The 16,758-nt window shown below is 63.5% G+C and carries 20 protein-coding genes, 1 tRNA gene and 1 pseudogene; 17 read left to right on the top strand and 5 right to left on the bottom strand.

What is annotated here, in order from left to right; all coding sequences use genetic code 11:
• Positions 1-276 precede the first annotated feature (276 nt).
• The 4 genes and pseudogenes from SK803_RS30830 to SK803_RS30815 all read left to right on the top strand — a co-directional run bounded on the left by SK803_RS30830 (position 277) and on the right by SK803_RS30815 (position 3,273).
• Positions 277-1,740: an AAA family ATPase gene (locus SK803_RS30830; RefSeq protein ID WP_319969648.1), complete on the top strand. Its 1,464-nt coding sequence runs from the start codon at positions 277-279 to the stop codon at positions 1,738-1,740.
• Between the two features lie 34 nt (positions 1,741-1,774).
• Positions 1,775-2,596 (top strand): DUF4435 domain-containing protein, encoded by an 822-nt coding sequence (locus tag SK803_RS30825; protein ID WP_319969647.1) that lies wholly within the window; start codon positions 1,775-1,777, stop codon positions 2,594-2,596.
• Positions 2,597-2,706: 110 nt separating this feature from the next.
• Positions 2,707-3,018 (top strand): annotated as a pseudogene (locus SK803_RS30820) (HD domain-containing protein); the annotation flags it as partial.
• A gap of 69 nt (positions 3,019-3,087) precedes the next feature.
• The gene (locus tag SK803_RS30815) at positions 3,088-3,273 is read left to right on the top strand and encodes a hypothetical protein (protein ID WP_319969708.1); all 186 of its coding nucleotides are present in this window, start codon (positions 3,088-3,090) and stop codon (positions 3,271-3,273) included.
• On the opposite strand, the gene SK803_RS30810 is transcribed toward SK803_RS30815, so the two are convergent.
• On the bottom strand, positions 3,258-3,731 hold the full coding sequence (locus SK803_RS30810) for an NUDIX hydrolase (protein ID WP_319969646.1): 474 nt from the start codon (positions 3,729-3,731) through the stop codon (positions 3,258-3,260). The two genes, SK803_RS30815 and SK803_RS30810, sit on opposite strands and share 16 nt — an antisense overlap.
• Positions 3,732-3,741: 10 nt before the next feature.
• Complete coding sequence (locus SK803_RS30805; protein ID WP_319969645.1) at positions 3,742-4,485, bottom strand: DUF5919 domain-containing protein; 744 nt, start codon at positions 4,483-4,485, stop codon at positions 3,742-3,744.
• Positions 4,486-4,643: 158 nt separating this feature from the next.
• Between SK803_RS30805 and SK803_RS30800 the strand changes: the two genes are divergently transcribed.
• From SK803_RS30800 to SK803_RS30760, 9 genes are all read left to right on the top strand, one after another.
• Positions 4,644-5,099 (top strand): hypothetical protein, encoded by a 456-nt coding sequence (locus SK803_RS30800; RefSeq protein WP_090066053.1) that lies wholly within the window; start codon positions 4,644-4,646, stop codon positions 5,097-5,099.
• 3 nt (positions 5,100-5,102) lie between these two features.
• A complete protein-coding gene (locus SK803_RS30795; protein ID WP_319969644.1) occupies positions 5,103-5,303 on the top strand; it encodes a hypothetical protein in 201 nt (66 codons plus the stop codon).
• Positions 5,303-5,563 carry a hypothetical protein gene (locus SK803_RS30790; RefSeq protein WP_319969643.1) on the top strand — a complete coding sequence of 87 codons (261 nt, stop codon included), beginning with the start codon at positions 5,303-5,305 and terminating at the stop codon, positions 5,561-5,563. Before SK803_RS30795 ends, SK803_RS30790 begins: the two co-directional genes overlap by 1 nt.
• The gene (locus SK803_RS30785; protein ID WP_319969642.1) at positions 5,550-5,810 is read left to right on the top strand and encodes an AMED_5909 family protein; all 261 of its coding nucleotides are present in this window, start codon (positions 5,550-5,552) and stop codon (positions 5,808-5,810) included. Before SK803_RS30790 ends, SK803_RS30785 begins: the two co-directional genes overlap by 14 nt.
• Positions 5,811-6,033: 223 nt before the next feature.
• Positions 6,034-6,252: a hypothetical protein gene (locus tag SK803_RS30780; protein ID WP_319969641.1), complete on the top strand. Its 219-nt coding sequence runs from the start codon at positions 6,034-6,036 to the stop codon at positions 6,250-6,252.
• A 50-nt stretch (positions 6,253-6,302) separates the two neighbouring features.
• Positions 6,303-7,712 (top strand): FtsK/SpoIIIE domain-containing protein, encoded by a 1,410-nt coding sequence (locus tag SK803_RS30775; RefSeq protein WP_319969640.1) that lies wholly within the window; start codon positions 6,303-6,305, stop codon positions 7,710-7,712.
• Positions 7,709-9,313 carry a replication initiator gene (locus tag SK803_RS30770; RefSeq protein ID WP_319969639.1) on the top strand — a complete coding sequence of 535 codons (1,605 nt, stop codon included), beginning with the start codon at positions 7,709-7,711 and terminating at the stop codon, positions 9,311-9,313. The genes SK803_RS30775 and SK803_RS30770 overlap by 4 nt, the downstream gene beginning before the upstream one ends.
• 16 nt (positions 9,314-9,329) lie before the next feature.
• Positions 9,330-9,524, top strand: a complete 195-nt coding sequence (locus tag SK803_RS30765) for a helix-turn-helix domain-containing protein (protein ID WP_319969638.1) — start codon at positions 9,330-9,332, stop codon at positions 9,522-9,524.
• A 200-nt stretch (positions 9,525-9,724) separates the two neighbouring features.
• A complete protein-coding gene (locus SK803_RS30760) occupies positions 9,725-10,702 on the top strand; it encodes a site-specific integrase (protein WP_319969637.1) in 978 nt (325 codons plus the stop codon).
• 78 nt (positions 10,703-10,780) lie between these two features.
• Here the strand turns inward: SK803_RS30760 and SK803_RS30755 are convergent.
• Positions 10,781-10,856: transfer RNA gene (locus tag SK803_RS30755), tRNA-Lys, on the bottom strand.
• A gap of 203 nt (positions 10,857-11,059) precedes the next feature.
• Between SK803_RS30755 and SK803_RS30750 the strand changes: the two genes are divergently transcribed.
• From SK803_RS30750 to SK803_RS30740, 3 genes are all read left to right on the top strand, one after another.
• On the top strand, positions 11,060-12,133 hold the full coding sequence (locus SK803_RS30750; protein ID WP_319969636.1) for an aldo/keto reductase: 1,074 nt from the start codon (positions 11,060-11,062) through the stop codon (positions 12,131-12,133).
• Between the two features lie 98 nt (positions 12,134-12,231).
• Entirely contained in the window at positions 12,232-13,353 is a 1,122-nt protein-coding gene (locus SK803_RS30745) for a serine hydrolase domain-containing protein (RefSeq protein WP_319969635.1), read from the top strand.
• Complete coding sequence (locus SK803_RS30740; RefSeq protein ID WP_319969634.1) at positions 13,350-14,372, top strand: serine hydrolase domain-containing protein; 1,023 nt, start codon at positions 13,350-13,352, stop codon at positions 14,370-14,372. The genes SK803_RS30745 and SK803_RS30740 overlap by 4 nt, the downstream gene beginning before the upstream one ends.
• Here SK803_RS30740 and SK803_RS30735 read toward each other — a convergent pair whose 3' ends face one another.
• Entirely contained in the window at positions 14,373-15,284 is a 912-nt protein-coding gene (locus SK803_RS30735) for a CobW family GTP-binding protein (RefSeq protein ID WP_319969633.1), read from the bottom strand.
• 11 nt (positions 15,285-15,295) lie between these two features.
• Entirely contained in the window at positions 15,296-16,135 is an 840-nt protein-coding gene (locus SK803_RS30730) for an LLM class F420-dependent oxidoreductase (protein ID WP_319969632.1), read from the bottom strand.
• A 92-nt stretch (positions 16,136-16,227) separates the two neighbouring features.
• Between SK803_RS30730 and SK803_RS30725 the strand changes: the two genes are divergently transcribed.
• Positions 16,228-16,758: a hypothetical protein gene (locus SK803_RS30725; RefSeq protein ID WP_319969631.1), complete on the top strand. Its 531-nt coding sequence runs from the start codon at positions 16,228-16,230 to the stop codon at positions 16,756-16,758.

Below are 16,758 nucleotides of genomic sequence, written 5' to 3'. Positions count from 1 at the left end.
TGTGGATGACGTCGTCGGTTGGGGTACGGCCGGAGGACGGCGCGCAGCGCCGCCCGGCCGACCGGCGCAGCGAAGCGGATGCCGGGAGTGCCGGGATGGAAGGTGTTCGCCGTACGCGGAGCCTGCCGCCAGCGGCGGCCTTGATCCTGTAGAGCGCAATTCGGCAGACGAAACCGAAGTATCAATCGCATTAACGGCGTAACGGTTCGACGCGTGACGACGATCACGCTCGGTGTAGCCTGTCGCTTCCGGTCAGCCAACTAAGGAGCGCGAGTGGTGGCAAGTGTCGAAGGGAGGGTCATTGACGAAGATCAGGCGCAAGATGAAGATGGCCCTTCGCTCCGGATCGTGGAAGTCGACGAGCTATTCGGTCGCCATACCTATCGCATCAGAATGGGTGGTGAAGACGCGTCGTCTAGTGATCGGTTGACGCTGCTTTATGGCGACAACGGTTGCGGTAAGACCACCGTTCTGCAGATGGTATGGCATCTGCTGAGCCCTGCCAGGCAATCGAATCATCGCACTGCGATCGCTCGTGTTCCATTCCGCCGATTCGCTGTTCAGCTGAGCGATGGTGCGAAGATTGAGGCGACCAAGTCCGATGGGCTCGTGGGGAACTACTCGATCGTTGTAACTAACGATGGTCGTCAAGTATGTAAGGTCAACTATGAGGTTGATGAGAATATTTCGATCCGGGCTTCATACGAGCATTCCGCCGCGTTTGACAGCGCTCTCGACTCTCTGCTTCGTGCGGCAGAGGTCGCCTATGGGCGAGATAAATCGGGGCGTAGGAAGAAAAAAGTAGAAGCTGTCGAAGAGAAACCTAGGCCTAATGACGATAGGGCCTACCTCGATTACGTTCGATCGCTTGGCATTTCTCCCTTCTTTCTGGCAGATGACCGAAATATCTATAGTGATGATCTCGTTTCAGAATCCGATCGAGTCGTGCGGCCGAGCATTGATCGGGGTGTCCCAACCCCTGAGAAGATGCGAGAAGCGGTTGCCCGGGAGCTTTCGACCTGCATTGGTCGAGTAAATGAATGGCTTCGGCAACTTACCCTGGGTGGACAGAATCAGGGATCAGTTGGGGCGAACAGCATCTATCTAGAGGTTGTCGAGAACCTTGCCTTGGAAGCGACTAACCCGATTGAAGAAGAATCCATGGGGGTTGAGGAGCGCTTTCGGCAAGTAGCGGAGCGCACGAAAGATTTTGAACGACTCGGCCTCGTTCCCAAGTTGGATTCCGAGCGGTTCGCTGCACTCTTGCCTGGACTGAAGGGTGAGAGGCGGCAGATTGCTGAAGGCGTTCTAATCCCCTATTTGAGCAGTCTTCAAGCGCGACTGGATGCTTTGCAGGGGGCTCAAACCTTGATCCGGACCTTCTTGGATCAAGTAAACAGTTTTCTAGACGGAAAATACGTCATTTTTCATCCTCGTCTTGGTCTTCGCATTGTTGACGAAGATGCCGTGCGAGTTGACCCCGTAATGCTTTCATCGGGCGAGCGACAGCTGATGCTTCTGCTTTGCAATACGCTCTTGGCTCGCAGGAACTCGCGCTTGTTCATTATCGATGAGCCCGAGCTTAGTCTCAATGTTAAGTGGCAGCGGCATATTTTGGAGGCGCTGCTCGCCTGCACCGAGGGAAGCGATGTCCAGTTCATAGTTGCCACTCATTCCGTCGAGATTATCACTGGGCATATGGAGAATCTGGCGCATCTAGGAGCTGTGGACGTTGGATAAACGAAGCGACGGCAGCCGCCGGACCATCGAGGAAATGGCCGCACTCTACGTCGTCGAACCGGGGATTCATGACATAGTTGTCGAGGGTCGTTCGGATGCGGCTGCTATTCGATGGTATATGCGGCAACACGGCATCAAGTGTAAAGTCTACGCTGTGGATGATCGTGTCGAAGTTCCTTCTTCGGCTGTTCGCAGCTTTGATCTAGATGTAAATGCGCGAGGGCGAGTTATTGCGTTGGCTCGAAATATTGCCGAGAGAGCGCCGTCAGCTTCATTAACATGCGTTATCGACGCTGACTTCGACTACTTAGGGAATGAGACGCCAGATTATTCATGTTCAACGTTGCTGGTGACCGACTTTGCGGCATTGGAAGGTTATGCGCTCGATGTTGATACCTTAGAAAAATTCTTGCGGCTGGTTCTCTCCTTGTCGGATTCAGTATCGGCAAGTGTGCTTTTGTCCACCATCTTACCGCCGTTGTCTGAAATCTTTCTTGTGCGTGCTTCGATCAAGTCAGTCGTGCCGGATCGACCGCTGGTCGAAAAGTTTGAGCGCTGCTTGAAGAAGGGGGAGGGCATCGTTTCCGTCGATGTCTCAGAGCTTATTAGAAGATCGGTTGGTGGAAAAGAAGAAGTGACGGCAGTTGAGGTCAAGTATGCCGAGCTCCGCAGCCAATTGCCGAGCGATCTAAGGAAAGCGGCTCGGGGGCACGACATAATTAGGCTTATTTCGTTTGTTGTGGGTGAATCTCGTGATTGCGATCTGCTTGAGCGCGCGCTCATGGGATGTCTTGAGCGTGCAGTGCTTGATCCCTATCCGCTTTTCACGACTCTCCGCGAGAGGGCTGCAAGCTAAGTGTCATTAGCTTTTTTCTGTCGGCTATATGGTGAATGTTGCTATGCAGTCCGAACATTTGAAACTTCGACGGCGCGACAGGAGCCGGGTTGAGCGCCTAGGCTAGTCGTGTGGATCTCGTGGCATACGCAACGTCTCTGGCAGATGCGGCGCTATCGGCAGCGCTTCCGCGTCGTTGGTCGCATGTGCAGGGGGTCGCGGCTCGCGCCAGCGAGGCTGCTCCGCTTTTCAGTCAAGACGATCAGCCTGTATTGGTCGCTGCTGCGGTGCTACACGATATTGGGTATGCATCGCATCTCGCAGTTACAGGGTTTCACCCCTTGGATGGGGCGCGATACCTCCGTGGGTGCGGTCTCTCGCAACGAGTTGTGGCATTGGTGGCTCATCACTCGTGTGCTTACCTGGAGGCTGAGCTTCGTGGCCTGTCGGCCGAACTAGGTGAGTGGGTAGACGAACAGTCGGACCTACGTGACGCATTGTGGTGGGCTGACATGACCACGACTCCAGATGGTTTAGTCACGAATGTGCACGATCGAATCGAAGAGATTCAGAAGCGCTACGGACCCGAGAGCATCGTTTCGTTTTTTATCAAGCAAGCCAAGCCGGACTTGATAATGGCGGCAGCGCGGACTGAGGATCGGCTTCGTGAAGCGGGAATCGACTACATCGCGAAGTAAGGCGTCGATCGCTCCTCGAACCCGTGCTTGATCCGAAGCTGGATGGACGGGTGGATGTTGAGAGCGTCGAGGTCTCCGCGGCTGACCCAGTGAACTTCGCTGGACTCGTTGCTGGTCCGCAGTTCCCCGCCGATCGGTCGTGCCCGGAAGCAGATGGAGAACTGCTGCCGTACCTCGCCGTCTGTGTAGGCGATGACGTGTGCGGGGTCAGAGTAGACGCCGATGATGTCGACGGGCTCGACGTCGATCCCTGTCTCTTCCTTGACCTCCCGGATGACGGTGTGGCCGATGGTCTCGCCGACGTCCTGCGCTCCGCCGGGGATCGAGTACAGGTCGTTGTCGGTCCGCCGGATCATCAACAGCCGGCCGCGCTCGTCCTGCACGAACGCCGTCACCGCCACGATGATGTTGGTCGCCTTTGGGGCGTTCGGGTCGTTGTAATGATCAGTGCGAGCCATGCCTACCTGCCTACCACTTTGGCGGCTTCGCGCCATCCCAGACGCCCTGGAAGCTCTCGGCGTACGTCTCGAACAGGTCGCCGCCGGACAACCGTCGCAGGTGCAGGACTGGCGCGTGAGCTGCCATGAAGCCGTGCACGTGCGTGTTCACGAGCATCTCGTCATCGAAGCGGTAGATCGAGTTGTAGAGCGTCGTCCCATGCACACGGATCTCCACGCCAGGTACCTCGGCCAACGGCTTGTAGACCGCGAGGGCGTTCCGGATCTTCGCGCCAAGCGTGGTCTTGCCGATGCCCTCTTCTTCGCTGCGGCGCGCGACCTCCCGGCTTGCAGGGTCTCCGAGCAGCAACCGGATCCGGACGCCGCTCTCCGCCTTCTGGCGCAGCGTCTTGATCAAGGCTGGGTTGTCCACCAGGAACATGCCGGCGTAAACGAGGATCGAGATGCTGATCTTGGACTGTTCGATCAGATGTCCCCAGATGTCGTGCGATACCGCATGGCGGTGTGCGTAGACCTGGACGACTTCGGACTCGTTGATCTCCTTCTTCTTCTCTGGCGCGACGGCGTCCGGCCAGAGGTAGGTCTCTGTCTCGCGGACCATCGCGGCGATGGCGTGCCGGTGGCGTGGGTATGGCGTCCGGTCCTGAGTGATCCACCGTTCGACGGTCTTCGGGTCTACGCCGGTTGCCTTGGCCACTTCATCGAAGCCCAAAGTGTTGCGCAGCAACGCATCCCGTAGGCGTTGGTTCGGCATGATCCATCCTCCGTACAACTAGGGACGACTTCAATGTAGTCGAGACGTCTGTAGTTGTCCTGTTGTGTGGTGTTGACGTCCTCCCGATTCGTCGAAAGTCGTAGGTGTCGAGATGTCGGGGAGCGGACCCGACCGGCACAAACGTCAGGAGAACGACGATGGCGATCACAGGTGGGAGCAGGTTCCCGGCGGGTCACGACTTCGTGTTCCCGAGGGGCGCGCTCGTGATGGGCGTCGAGCCCGTGCTCAAGTTCCAGTCGGCTGAGGAGCGCGCCAAGGGCCTCCCCGTCGAACAGGAGAAGGACAAGGAGACCGGTCAGCTCGTGTGGTCCGTCCTGGTGATCGACCAGGCTGCGGAGCGCAAGGCGGACGCTGCGGTCACGGTCAAGATTTCGGCACCTCACCAGCCGGTGCCGCCGGAGGCGATTCCGGGTACGGACATCCGCCCAGCGATGTTCGAGGGCCTGACGGTGACGCCGTGGATCGATGACAAGGGCTGCCGTGGTGGCCACGTCGGTGAGCGTCACCGCTGCCGGGCGAAGCTGGGCTACAGCCTGCGGGCCACCGGCATGAAGGCCATCGTCGCGGCCAAGCCCGCACCTAAGGCGGCGTGATCCGTGCCTGACTTGATGCGCCTGCACCTGACGGCGAACCTGCCGATCCGGGTGGAACCGCTCGTCTTCGCTGGACGGGTCGAGTTCCGGCTGGGCAACGCGTTCCCGGCCGTCCTGGTGGTCGACGCGGAAGCGCTGCCCCGCCTTGCTGAGGCGATCGCGGAGGGTCAGACGGCTCTCGATGCGGCGCGGGGTGGTCAGTGATGGGGTTCAACGCCACCTGTACGCCTGGGCAAGACGCGGGCGCGGCCATGGTCCGGGTGACGCCTGAGGTTCCGGCGCTGGCCATCTACCTCGACCCGGTCAACATCGCGATCCAGCTCCCGCCCTTCCCCGGCGGCTCGGACGTGCTGATGCGGTTCTGCCGGGAGTTGTCGCGAGAGGCGGCCAAGCTGGCTGATCACCTCGGCAACAAGGAGGGGCGTCACGCGCTCGCTGAGGAGGCTCCCGATGCCCGCAGTTGAGGCAATGCACTGGGGCCTTGCTGAGCAGGCCCGGACGCTGAGCGAGGCGCACGACGTGTTGAGCAAGCTCCTGCCCAATCCGAAGTCCAAGCCTGAGGTGCTGAAGGACTACTACCTCCGCTCCGCCGCGATCTACGCGCGGGTCGCCGAGAGCGATCGCAGCCACCACCACGAGGCGATGTATTGGGCGAACCGTGAGCGCGAGAAGGGGGAGGCGATCACGGTCACGAAGACGGCGAAGAAGTAGCAGAAGTCCTTATTGGACAGAGCGCGTGACTCTGCTGGGTCACGTGGCGATGCCGCACGTCTTGTTGCGGCGCAAAGAGAACGTGAGACGCAGGAGCGGAACCCGGCTACCAACCTCGCCGCTCCTGCGTTGTCCACCCAACTCGGGAGTGAACAAGATGAGCGTAGAGCCTGGGCGCATTCCTGCGCCAGACAGGGCCACGAAACAGCTGCTGTGGGATCGCATGATCTCTGGCAAGCAGACCGTCTCCAGCTACGTCGTGATGCTCGATGGCGGCAGCTTGGAGACGATGGAACTCACGGCCGCACAGGCTGAGGGTCTGGAGTGCCTGACCTGCAAGGCGCAGTTCGCCACGGACGCGGGCGACTCCCAACCGGTCGGCCGCATTCCGAGCGTCGGCAGCGTCTTCCAGTGCATCGAGTGCGTTGGCGGTGTGCGATGAAGGGCAACCGCTGGGTCGATCCCGCACCGTTCGAGGGTGCACGTCCGCAGGTGCCTTGGTGGGTATGGCTGCCCGGATGGGTCAAGGTCGTCTTCGCGCCGTTCGCGCTGATCTGGTTCGCTGGCCGACTGGCTGTGAAGCTCGTCGTGTTGGCAGTCCGGTACCCGGTTGCTGTCACGTTCGGCCTGGGCGGCTACGTCGGCTATCGGCAGTTCGGGCTGTCGCCGCTCGTCCTGGCCCTGCTGTCGCTCATATGTGCCTTGACGGTCTGGTACGGCCTCGATCGCGCCTCGTTCCTGCGGCACGGCTGGCACCGCGTCCTGACCGAGTGGCGGCGACTCACGGTCTACGTGCCGCAGTGGCGGACCGTGGTGCGCCTGGCTGAGCTGACGAAGGAAGTCCGGGGAAAGGAGTACCTCCCGAAGCTGCGCCGTGTTCGGGCTGAGGGCTGGCGGGACAAGGTGCGGGTGCGGATGATCCCGGCGCAGTCTCCAGAACAGTGGGAAGCGCGTCGGGACAACCTGGCGCACTCGTTCAACGCCCGCTCCTGCCGCGTTCGGGTGCTCAAGCCTCGCGTGCTTGAGCTCGACTTCATCCACGCTGACCCGCTGTCGCGTCCCGTGGCCGTGCCGCAGCTCGCCGACGTGGGAGAGGTTGACCTCAAGCGCGTAGTCGTCGGCCGAACCGAGACCGGCAAGCCCTGGCGGCTGAAGCTGCTCGGCTCGCAGGTCCTCGTGGTTGGGGTGCCTGGCGCAGGCAAGGGGTCGGTGCTCTGGTCGATCGTGTGGCAGCTGGCCCCAGCCATCAAAGCCGGCATGGTCCGGCTCGTCGGTATTGATCCCAAGGGCGGTATGGAACTGGGTCAGTGTCCGGACGCGTTCGAGAAGGTCATCTACGACAACGGTCCTGAAGCTGTTGCCCTGCTTGAAGAAATCGCCGCAGAGGTCAAGGAACGTGCGTCCCGATACCGGGGTGTTCGGCGGCTCTGGGCGCGAAACACGGGTGAGCCGTTCACGGTCCTGATCGTGGATGAACTGGCGGACCTGATCGCCTACCAGCCTGATCGGAACCTCCGGGAACGTGCGACCCGCGCTGTTCAGACGATCACCTCGCAAGGGCGTGCGCCTGGCTATGCCGTTGTCGGCCTGGTCCAGGACCCGCGCAAGGAAGTGGTCGGATTCCGGCACCTGTTCACGACTCGTGTGGCTCTGCGCCTCGATGAGCCGGTGCAGGTGGACATGGTCCTGGGCGATGGCGTTCGGCAACGTGGCGCGGCTGCTCACGAAATCAGCGAGAACACCCCTGGTGTCGCCTGGTTGAAGGAGGACGGGCAGCGCGAACCGGAACGCGCCAGGGCCTTCCACGTCACGGACGCCGACTTGGTCGAGCTGGCCGTCTTCCTCGCCCCGGCCACCGTGCATGCGTTCCCCGAGAGGTCTGAAGGGAGCGCGGCGGCATGACCGAGTACCTGAATCGCTCGGAGCGAATGAAGAAGCCGGCCGCGCTCGACGTGGTTCGTGCCGTCGCTGAAGAGCACGGCGTGTGCATCCGGCCGTTGGCCAAGGAACGGATCGACCTCGACACCGGACGCGTGGACATCGTGCCCGTGCCATGCGGTTCGACGGTCGCGAGTGTGTGCCCGACCTGCGCTGAGAAGAACCGGCGTCTGAGGATGGCGCAGTGTCGTGAGGGATGGCACCTCAGTGAGGAGCCCGACTTCACGCCAGACGCTCCAAGCGACGATCAGCGGGAACTGACCGCCTATCGGGCTGACCTCGTGAAGGCCTTCCGCCTGGCCCTCGATGAGGGTGACGAGGTCGGAGCTGAAGAGGTTCGAGAAGAGGTCGCGGAGGTCGACACCGAACTTCGGCAACTCGGAGTCCGCGGTTCACTCCCCTCGCTGGAAGTGCCGCTCAAGGCTGCTCGGAAACGGTCGACCAAGCGGCGGCAGGATGCGCCCAACCTGCCTCGGCGGCCGGTCAGCAAGCGCACGGTCGGCAAGGTCTTCGGAGGCAAGTACCAGCCCTCGACGTTCCTCACGCTGACGCTCGACACGTACGGCAAGGTCCGCAGCGACGGCACGCCGGTTGACCCGGCGACCTACAACTACCGGCGGGCGGCTCGGGACGCGGTGCACTTCGCGGCGCTGCTGGACCGGTTCGTACAGAACCTCCGGCGTTGTGTGGGCTGGGAGGCGCAGTACTTCTCGGCTGTTGAGCCTCAGAGGCGGTTGGCTCCGCACTGGCACGCGGCGGTTCGGGGCAGCATCTCGCGGGCTGAGCTGCGGGCGGTCGCTGAAGCCACCTACCACCAGGTCTGGTGGCCTGCGCATGACGAGATCAAGTACAGCGGCGACAACCTGCCGATCTGGGATGTCCGGGCCAAGGGATTCGTTGATCCACAGACCCGAAGGGCCTTGCCCACCTGGGAAGAAGCCCTCGACCAGGTCGAGCGACCGGCACACGTCGCCCGGTTCGGGGCGCAGGTGCACTCCAAGGGCATCCTCGGCGGCACTGAAGAAGCCGGCCGTCACATCGGCTACCTGACGAAGTACCTCACCAAGAGCATCAACGAGTGCTTCGAGGCACAGACGGCCCGCCAGGAAGACCACGCCGAACGCCTCTGCGCTGAGCTGGCCGTGACTCCTTGCTCGCCGCAGTGCGGGCTGTGGCTGCTGTACGGCGTTCAGCCTCGTGGGGCTCGGCTGTCGACAGTGCCGGGCAAGTGCAAGGGAAAGGCGCACAAACGGACCACGCTCGGCGTTGCTGGGCGTCGGGTGCTCGTGTCGCGGAAGTGGTCCGGGAAGTCGCTCGCCGACCACAAGCACGACCGCAAAGCATTCGTTCGGCAACTGCTCGCAGACGTCGGGATCAAGCCGGAAGACCAGGCACAGCGCGTCGTCTGGAACGACGTCCAGCCCGGTGACCCGAACGTGCCGCCAAGGGCTCACATGCTCCTTAGCGCCGTCGCAGAACGCCGCAGATGGAAAGCCGAATACACGGCTGCGTTGCTCGCATCAGCCGGACCGCCGGGGAGTTCGGCAACACCTGAAGCTGCTTGATCCAAGGGGGAACATCATGGATGCACATCAGTTTGAGCCACTGTGGACAGTCAGCGACGTTGCGGCCTACCTGAACGTCCCGGTCCACACGCTCTACGGCTGGAGGACCAAGAACTACGGCCCGCCCGCACGGCGCTTGGGGAAGCACCTGCGGTACCTGCCGTCCGAGGTGCGGAGCTGGTTCGAGCACCTGCTTGAGGAGGCGGCCTGATGGCTCGTCCGCCGCTCGACATCGGTACGTACGGGAAGATTCGTTGCAATCAAACGGAAGCAGGCTGGACGGCTGTCGCGAACTACCGCGATTTCGACGGCAAGACGCGGCCGGTGCTTCGGAGGGGGAAGACCAAGCCTGAGGCTGAGCGGAGGCTCAAGAAGGCGCTCACCGAGCGTAAAGGCCCGTCGGGAGACTCGTTGACGCCAGACAGTCGGTTCAAGGATGCGCTTGAGGCGTGGCAGGTGAAGTTCCAGAAGCTCGTGGACATGGGCAAGCGGTCGCCGAGCAGCCTTGACACGTACCGGAGCATCCTCGGCCGGCATGTGCTTCCGGGCCTCGGTGAGCTGCGGATTCGTGAGATGACCGTGGCGCGGATCGATGCGTTCCTGGGCACGGTCTGGCGGTCGGTTGGTGTCGACAGTGCGAAGACGGCGCGCTCGGTGATCTCGGGTGCCCTGCGGATCGCCGTACGAGACAGGGCGCTCGACACGAACCCCGTCCGGGACACGGACCCGCTGGAGAGCGGGCGTAAGAAGAGTCCGAGGGCGCTTACGCGGGAGGAGCGCTTGTTGTGGCTGGAGATGCTGGAGTCCGACCCGGTGGCGGTTCGGAAGGACCTGCCTGATCTGTCGCGCTTCATGATGGCCACGGGCGTGCGGATCGGTGAGGCGCTGGCCGTCTACTGGGAGGACGTCGACTTCGAGGCTGGAACGGTCGACGTGAACTACACGGTCATCCGGGCCAGCGGGCTTGGGCTGATCAGGAAGTCGACCAAGACGGAGGCGGGCGAGCGGACGCTGCCGCTGCCCAAGTGGGCGCTCGACATGTTGCGGCGGCGTCGTGGGGTCACGCTGTTCCCGAACGGGCCGGTCTTCCCGAACAGCCTTGGCGGCCTCCGGGACCCGTCCAACACTCGCAGGGACCTTCGGAACGCTCGTGGCGGCGATGAGTTCGCCTGGGTGACCTCGCACGTCTTCCGGAAGACGGCGGCCACCATCCTCGATGAGGCGGGGCTCTCTGCGCGGGTCGTCGCGGACCAGCTCGGGCACGCCCGGCCGTCGATGACGCAGGACACCTACCTGGCTCGCAAGGTGGTCGACCGGAAGGCCGCTGACGCGCTGGAAGGGGCGCTCGACAGGCCTGAGCAGGACGAACCTGAAGAGGCCGGAAGTTGAGAGTCGCGGAGTAAAGCGCATCAAAGGCGTATCAGTGATCTTGAGATGCGAAACCCCCAGGCCTGTGACCTGGGGGTTTGGTGGGCCGCCAGGGACTCGAACCCTGAACCCGAAGATTAAAAGTCTCCTGCTCTGCCAATTGAGCTAGCAGCCCTCGACGCGACAGCCTACCGATCGTCATCACCGGTTGTCGCTCGGGTTCCCTACGTCACGCCCAGCACACCCAACGCACCCAAACGAGCCGCCAACCCAGCGCAAGGAGGATTGGGCAAGAGCGCGGGCGGATCTTCGTACCGCCGGGCCCCAGCAACCGCTTCCATTGGAGCAACGCCAGAACGACTCCAAGGAGCCAAGAAGATGCCTCTCGACCACTACGTCACGCTCGGCCGGTCCGGACTGCGGGTCAGCCCCTTCGCCCTCGGCGCGATGACCTTCGGCGAGGACCCTGGGGCCGCCGGGTGCAGTGTCGAGGAGTCCGAGAGGATTCTCGGCGCTTATCTCGATCGCGGTGGGAACTTCATCGACACCGCCAACTTCTACTCCAACGGGCACTCGGAGAAGATCCTCGGTGACTTCTTCCGCGCCGCCGGGACCAGGGATCGGGTGGTGCTCGCGTCCAAGTTCTTCTTCAACATGCACCCCGGCGACCCGAACGGGGGTGGGGCCGGGCGGAAGGCGATTCGGGGGCAGCTCGACGAGACGTTGCGGCGGCTTGGCACGGACTACCTGGACCTCTACTGGATGCACAACTGGGATCGGAACACCCCGGTCGAGGAGACGTTGCGGACGTTGGACGACCTGGTGGGATCGGGCAAGGTCAGGTACATCGGGTTCTCCAACGTGCCGGCTTGGGTGACGGCTCAGGCGCAGACGATGGCCGTGCTCAAGGGTTGGGCGCCGTTGATCGCGTTGCAGGTCGAGTACTCGTTGCTGGCGCGGACGGTTGAAGGGGAGATCGCGCCGATGGCGAAGGACATGGGACTGGCGCTGGTGCCTTGGAGTCCGCTCAAGAACGGGTTCCTTAGTGGCAAGTACCGGAGGAACGTGCAGGTCACGGACTCTGAGCGGGTCAAGTACGTGGGTGGGCCCGGTGAGGACGACTTCAAGGTCATCGATGTGGCCAACGAGATCGCCGAGCAGCACGACAGCACGGCGGCTGCGGTGTCGTTGGCTTGGCTGAGGGCGCGGGAGGGCACTGTGGTGCCGATCATCGGGGCGCGGAGGCTGGAGCACCTGGAGAGCAACCTCGAGGAGGTCGTGCTCACCGCGGATCAACTCGCGAAGCTCGACGAGGTCTCCAAGCCTGAGCTGAACTACCCGGCGGAGCTGCACGGTGAGTTGCGGGCGATGTTGCAGTTCGCGGGAACGACGGTGGACGGCGAACCCTCCAACATCTACCCGCCGCTGCTTCTGAGCGACGTCCGTTACTAGGTAGAGCCTGCTCCACCTGATCAACGGCAGCGTGCGTGACTGTGCTGGGCGGTGAGAATTGAAAACCTGTGCCTGTCGGAAAAACGGGGAGGCACAGGATGAAGAAGACGCTGGTAGGCGTGCTGGCAGTGGCCATGCTGTTCACCGGAACGGCGATGGCCGCGCCGGCCACCACGGTTCAGAAGCAGCTCGACGGGCTGGTCAAGCAGCACAAGTTCCCGGCGGCGCTGTCGACCGTCACCGAGTCCAACGGCAGGGCGACGTCCCAGACTTCGGGCACTGCCGAACTGGGCAAGAACGTACCGGTGCCCAGGAACGGCCAGGTTCGAGTGGGTTCCAACACCAAGGCGTTCGTCGCCACCGTGGTCATGCAGCTGGTGGCCGAGGGCAAGGTCGAGCTCGACCAGCCGATCACGAAGTACCTGCCGGGCGCGATCAAGGACGAGCGGATCACCGTTCGGCAGCTGCTCAACCACACCAGTGGGCTCGCGAACTACACGCAGTACCTGGGGGTCGAGAAGTTCGAGGAGCTGCGGCACCGCTATTTCGAACCGCGCGAGTTGCTGGACATCGCGAACGCGCACCCGGTGACCAACCAGCCGGGCGAGAAGTTCAAGTACAGCAACACGAACTACGTGCTGCTCGGCTTGCTGACCCAAAAGGTCACCGGCCGGCCGATCGCCGAGAACGTCGACCAGCGGATCATCCGCAAGATCGGCCTCAGGGACACCTACTGGCCCGGCGTCGGTGACCAGACGATCGAAGGCAGGCACCCGCACGGGTACGCCAGGACCAGCAGCGGCGCCGTGGAGGACGTCACCGAGCTCGACCCGTCGTGGGGCTGGGCGGCCGGGCAGATCATCTCCACGACCAAGGACCTCAACACCTTCTACCGCGCGCTGCTGAAGGGTGATCTGCTGCCAGAGGCGCAGCGCAAGGAAATGCAGAAGACCGTGGACACCAAGGGCGAGATGTGGCCGGGCGCCGGGTACGGCTTGGGCATCGCCAGCTCACCTCTCACCTGCGGTGGCCGCTACTGGGGCCACGGCGGCGACATCCCGGGGTACGAGACGCGTGGTGGCGTCACGCAGGACGGCAGGGCGTTCTCCGTTGCGCTCACGGCGTTGCCCGGCACGTTCCAGGACACGCCGGAGGAAGCCGGGAAGGCGCACGATGCTGTACTGGCCACTGTGGACGCTGCTCTGTGCGGTGCGAAATGATCGTGGCGGCCGTCGCAGCACTGTCGCTGCTGATTCCCCAGCAACTGGACCAGATCGTCCACGAAGGCACGCCCGGTGTGGAGGCCCACGCCAACGGCCGCAACTACGCCGCGGGCAAAGCGCCGGTCAACGGGCAGGTGCGGGTCGGCAGCATCACCAAGTCGTTCGTCGCGGTCACCGCGTTGCAGCTCGTCGCAGAGGGCAAGATCGAGCTGGACGGCCCGGCGAGCAAATACGTCCAGTACGTCAAGGACAGCCGCATCACCGTGCGGCAGGTCCTGCAGCACACCAGTGGTTTGCCGGACTACCCGCTGGCGATCGGGGTCAACAAGATCGCCGACATCCGCAACAGGCACTTCGAACCGCACGAGTTGCTCGACGCCGCGCTGACGCAGCCACCGAGCTTCCCGCCGGGTGAGAAGTACCAGTACAGCAACACGAACTACGTCGTCGCCGGACTGATGATCCAGAGGGTCACCGGCCGCCCGGTCGCGGAGGAGGTGCAGCGACGTGTGATCGATCGCGCCGGCCTCAAGGACACCTACTGGCCGAAGCAGGGCGAGCAGCGCATCCGCGGAAAGCACGCTCAGGCGTTCGCGGTGAGCGACCTGCTGGATCCGAAGTCACCCGTGGTCAACGCGACGGAGCTCGACACGTCCGCCGCCTGGGCGGCCGGGGCGATGGTCTCCACGCCCGCCGACGTCGCGAAGTTCTACCGGATCCTGCTCGGTGGCGGCCTGCTGGCAAAGCCCCAGCTCGACGAGATGCGAAAAACAGTCCCCGCTGACGACAAGAGCGCCTACGGTCTCGGTCTGGAGAGCTTCAAGCTCAGCTGCGGCGGGGAGTGGTGGGGCCACGGCGGCACGATCCACGGCTGGGCTTCTCTCGGTGGGGCCACGGACAACGGCCGCAACGCCGCGATCACGCTCACCGCGTTGCCCGGCACGTTCGGCACGGACCCGGCCAGGACGTTGCAGCAGATGGTCGACGTGATCGACACCGCGCTCTGCAAGAAGTGATCAGTCGCGGACGTACCGGAGCACCCAGAGCATCTCCTGCTCGGCAACCGGTCCGTCCGCGACACACGCCATCAGCCAGTCCGTCAGCGAATCCGGATCGATGCCCGCCCCGATCAGCACCAGCTGCGTCGGGGCGTCGTCGACTCGCGTGAACGAGACGTACCCGCCCACGGTGTGCAGCATGAACGTGCCGTGCTCGAAGCGCACAAAACCCTTGGCACGGAACAAGCCCTCGGGTCGTGCGTCCAAGAAGTCCATGAACAGCTTGGGATGCAACGGATCGAACGACTCGAAGGTCACGCTGTCGTAGGTAGCGTGCGCGTGCGTGGAATGGTCGTCCAGATCGTCGAACGACAGCTGCCGCGGTCCCGCGTCCGGCGGCCGCACCTCGAACAGCAAAGCCGGATCGATGCGACCGTACGAAACGGGCAGCACCGGCACCGGCACGTCGAACGAAGGCAGCGAAGCGGCCCGGTCGACCTTGTTCAGCACCACCAGGTCGGCCAGCGCGAGATCACGCGAGAGATCAGGCACCGCGGCGAACTCCACGGCGTCGACCACGTAGATCAGCCCGCCGTACGTCACCCCCGGCGCCTGCAGCACCATCCTGACCAGCGTCGACGGCTCGGCGAGACCGGACGCCTCGATCACGATGACGTCCAGGTCCGCCTTGGCCAGTTTCTCCAGCATGGCGTCGAGTTCGGTGCCGTCGACCGCGCAGCACAGGCAGCCGTTCGACAGCGACACCATCGAGTCGACCTGCGCCGACACCGCGAACGCGTCGATGTTGATCCGGCCGAAGTCGTTCACCACCACACCGATCCGCGTGCCGCCCGACGTGCGCAGCAGGTGGTTGAGCAGGGTGGTCTTGCCGGAACCGAGGAAGCCGGCGAGCACGACAACGGGGATCACGGCCGTTCAGGCTACTGAACGAAGCCGATGAACTTCGCCAACGCCTCGTCCATCGGCAGGTCGGAGGCACCGGGATACACGATCAGCTGGTCCACCCCGAGGTCCTCGTACTGGCGCACCACGGACGCGTCCAACGCCACGGTCGCCACAATGTTGATCTTCAATGCGCCCAGCGACTCCGGCCGCGAAGTCACCGCGGACAACCGGCGTAGGCGCTTCAGATTCGCCTCGGTCTCCTCCGGCGAACCGATGCCGATCCAGGCGTTCCCGCGCGACAACGCACGCCGCAACGCCGCATCCGAGGCGCCACCCACAGCGATCCGGGCGTTGGCAGGCCTCGGGTGGGCGTCAACGCCGGAGAAAGACACGTATTTGCCGTCGAACGAAGGCGCGGGCGAGTGCCACAACGCGCGCATGGCGTCGATGTACTCGTCGGTCCGCCGCCCCCGGTCCGCGAACGGCACGCCCACGGCCGCGAACTCCGGCTCCAGATACCCGGTGCCGATGCCCAGCGTGAACCGGCCGCCGCTCAGCACGTCCAGCGACGCGACCTGCTTGGCCAGCACCACCGGGTTGCGCTGCGGCAGGATCACGATCCCCGTCCCCAGCTCCAGCCGTGACGTCACGCCGGCCACGAACCCCAGGCCCACCAGCGGATCGAGCATCGGGTTGCCCGGCTCGGCCGGCGACGGGTCGACCCGCGGCGACGGCAGCACCACGTGCTCCACCGCCCACCACGACCGGTAGCCGAGCGACTCCACGAGCGTGGCCAGTCGCCTGGTTTCGAGCGGCGAGATCGAGTCGCCGGTGTTCAGTCCTTGAACCCCCATGTCCATGATCAGGACAACCACCGTGTGACCTCGATCATTCCTCCGAAAACATCGGTATCGATGCAACGGATTCGCACTCCAGAACATCAGAGGGGCAAGAAGGGGGGGCGAGGATGACCGAGTTCGTTGCTGCCGCGCTGGCGTTCCCGACCGTGCTGTTCAGCTTTCTGATGCTCGTGGTGCTGGCGTACTGGCTCACGGCGGCGTTGATCGGCATGGATCATCTGGACGCCCCCGTGCTGCCGATCTCCATCTCGATGTTCGTGCTGATCACGTGGTTCGCCGCGCTGGTCGGCACGGTCCTGACGCCGGAGAACAAGCTCCGGTACGTCGTCCTCATCGGAGCGCTGCTCGTGGGTGCGCTCCTCACCAAGATCTTCCTGATCCCGATCAGGAACTGGACCAAGCCGGAGAAACCCGCGTCCCGCAACGACTTCGTGGGCCGCACGGCGATCGTGAAGACAGCGCGGGTCACTGAGAACTACGGGCAGGCCGAGGTCACCGCCGACGACGGCGGCACCGCGGTCGTGCAGGTGCGAGCGGCGCAGAGCACCGAACTGACAGCGGGACAGACCGCGTTGATCTTCGATTACGACGCCGAAGGCGAGTTCTTCTGGGTCGTCGACATCACCACAGGGGGCTGA

Origin of the sequence: Lentzea miocenica, assembly GCF_033949945.1 — a bacterium.
Classification (GTDB): Bacteria; Actinomycetota; Actinomycetes; order Mycobacteriales; family Pseudonocardiaceae; genus Lentzea; species Lentzea miocenica.
The sequence above is the reverse complement of the archived record's forward strand: the minus strand, read 5'-3'. Positions and strand labels throughout refer to the sequence as shown.

Excerpts from the sequence above, each read along its gene's own strand:
- SK803_RS30825 (WP_319969647.1), top strand. The coding sequence starts at position 1,775 with ATGGCCGCACTCTACGTCGTCGAACCGGGGATTCATGACATAGTTGTC.
- SK803_RS30815 (WP_319969708.1), top strand. The coding sequence starts at position 3,088 with ATGACCACGACTCCAGATGGTTTAGTCACGAATGTGCACGATCGAATC.
- SK803_RS30810 (WP_319969646.1), bottom strand. The coding sequence starts at position 3,731 with ATGGCTCGCACTGATCATTACAACGACCCGAACGCCCCAAAGGCGACC.
- SK803_RS30805 (WP_319969645.1), bottom strand. The coding sequence starts at position 4,485 with ATGCCGAACCAACGCCTACGGGATGCGTTGCTGCGCAACACTTTGGGC.
- SK803_RS30800 (WP_090066053.1), top strand. The coding sequence starts at position 4,644 with ATGGCGATCACAGGTGGGAGCAGGTTCCCGGCGGGTCACGACTTCGTG.
- SK803_RS30790 (WP_319969643.1), top strand. The coding sequence starts at position 5,303 with ATGGGGTTCAACGCCACCTGTACGCCTGGGCAAGACGCGGGCGCGGCC.
- SK803_RS30785 (WP_319969642.1), top strand. The coding sequence starts at position 5,550 with ATGCCCGCAGTTGAGGCAATGCACTGGGGCCTTGCTGAGCAGGCCCGG.
- SK803_RS30780 (WP_319969641.1), top strand. The coding sequence starts at position 6,034 with ATGATCTCTGGCAAGCAGACCGTCTCCAGCTACGTCGTGATGCTCGAT.
- SK803_RS30770 (WP_319969639.1), top strand. The coding sequence starts at position 7,709 with ATGACCGAGTACCTGAATCGCTCGGAGCGAATGAAGAAGCCGGCCGCG.
- SK803_RS30765 (WP_319969638.1), top strand. The coding sequence starts at position 9,330 with ATGGATGCACATCAGTTTGAGCCACTGTGGACAGTCAGCGACGTTGCG.
- SK803_RS30750 (WP_319969636.1), top strand. The coding sequence starts at position 11,060 with ATGCCTCTCGACCACTACGTCACGCTCGGCCGGTCCGGACTGCGGGTC.
- SK803_RS30745 (WP_319969635.1), top strand. The coding sequence starts at position 12,232 with ATGAAGAAGACGCTGGTAGGCGTGCTGGCAGTGGCCATGCTGTTCACC.
- SK803_RS30740 (WP_319969634.1), top strand. The coding sequence starts at position 13,350 with ATGATCGTGGCGGCCGTCGCAGCACTGTCGCTGCTGATTCCCCAGCAA.
- SK803_RS30725 (WP_319969631.1), top strand. The coding sequence starts at position 16,228 with ATGACCGAGTTCGTTGCTGCCGCGCTGGCGTTCCCGACCGTGCTGTTC.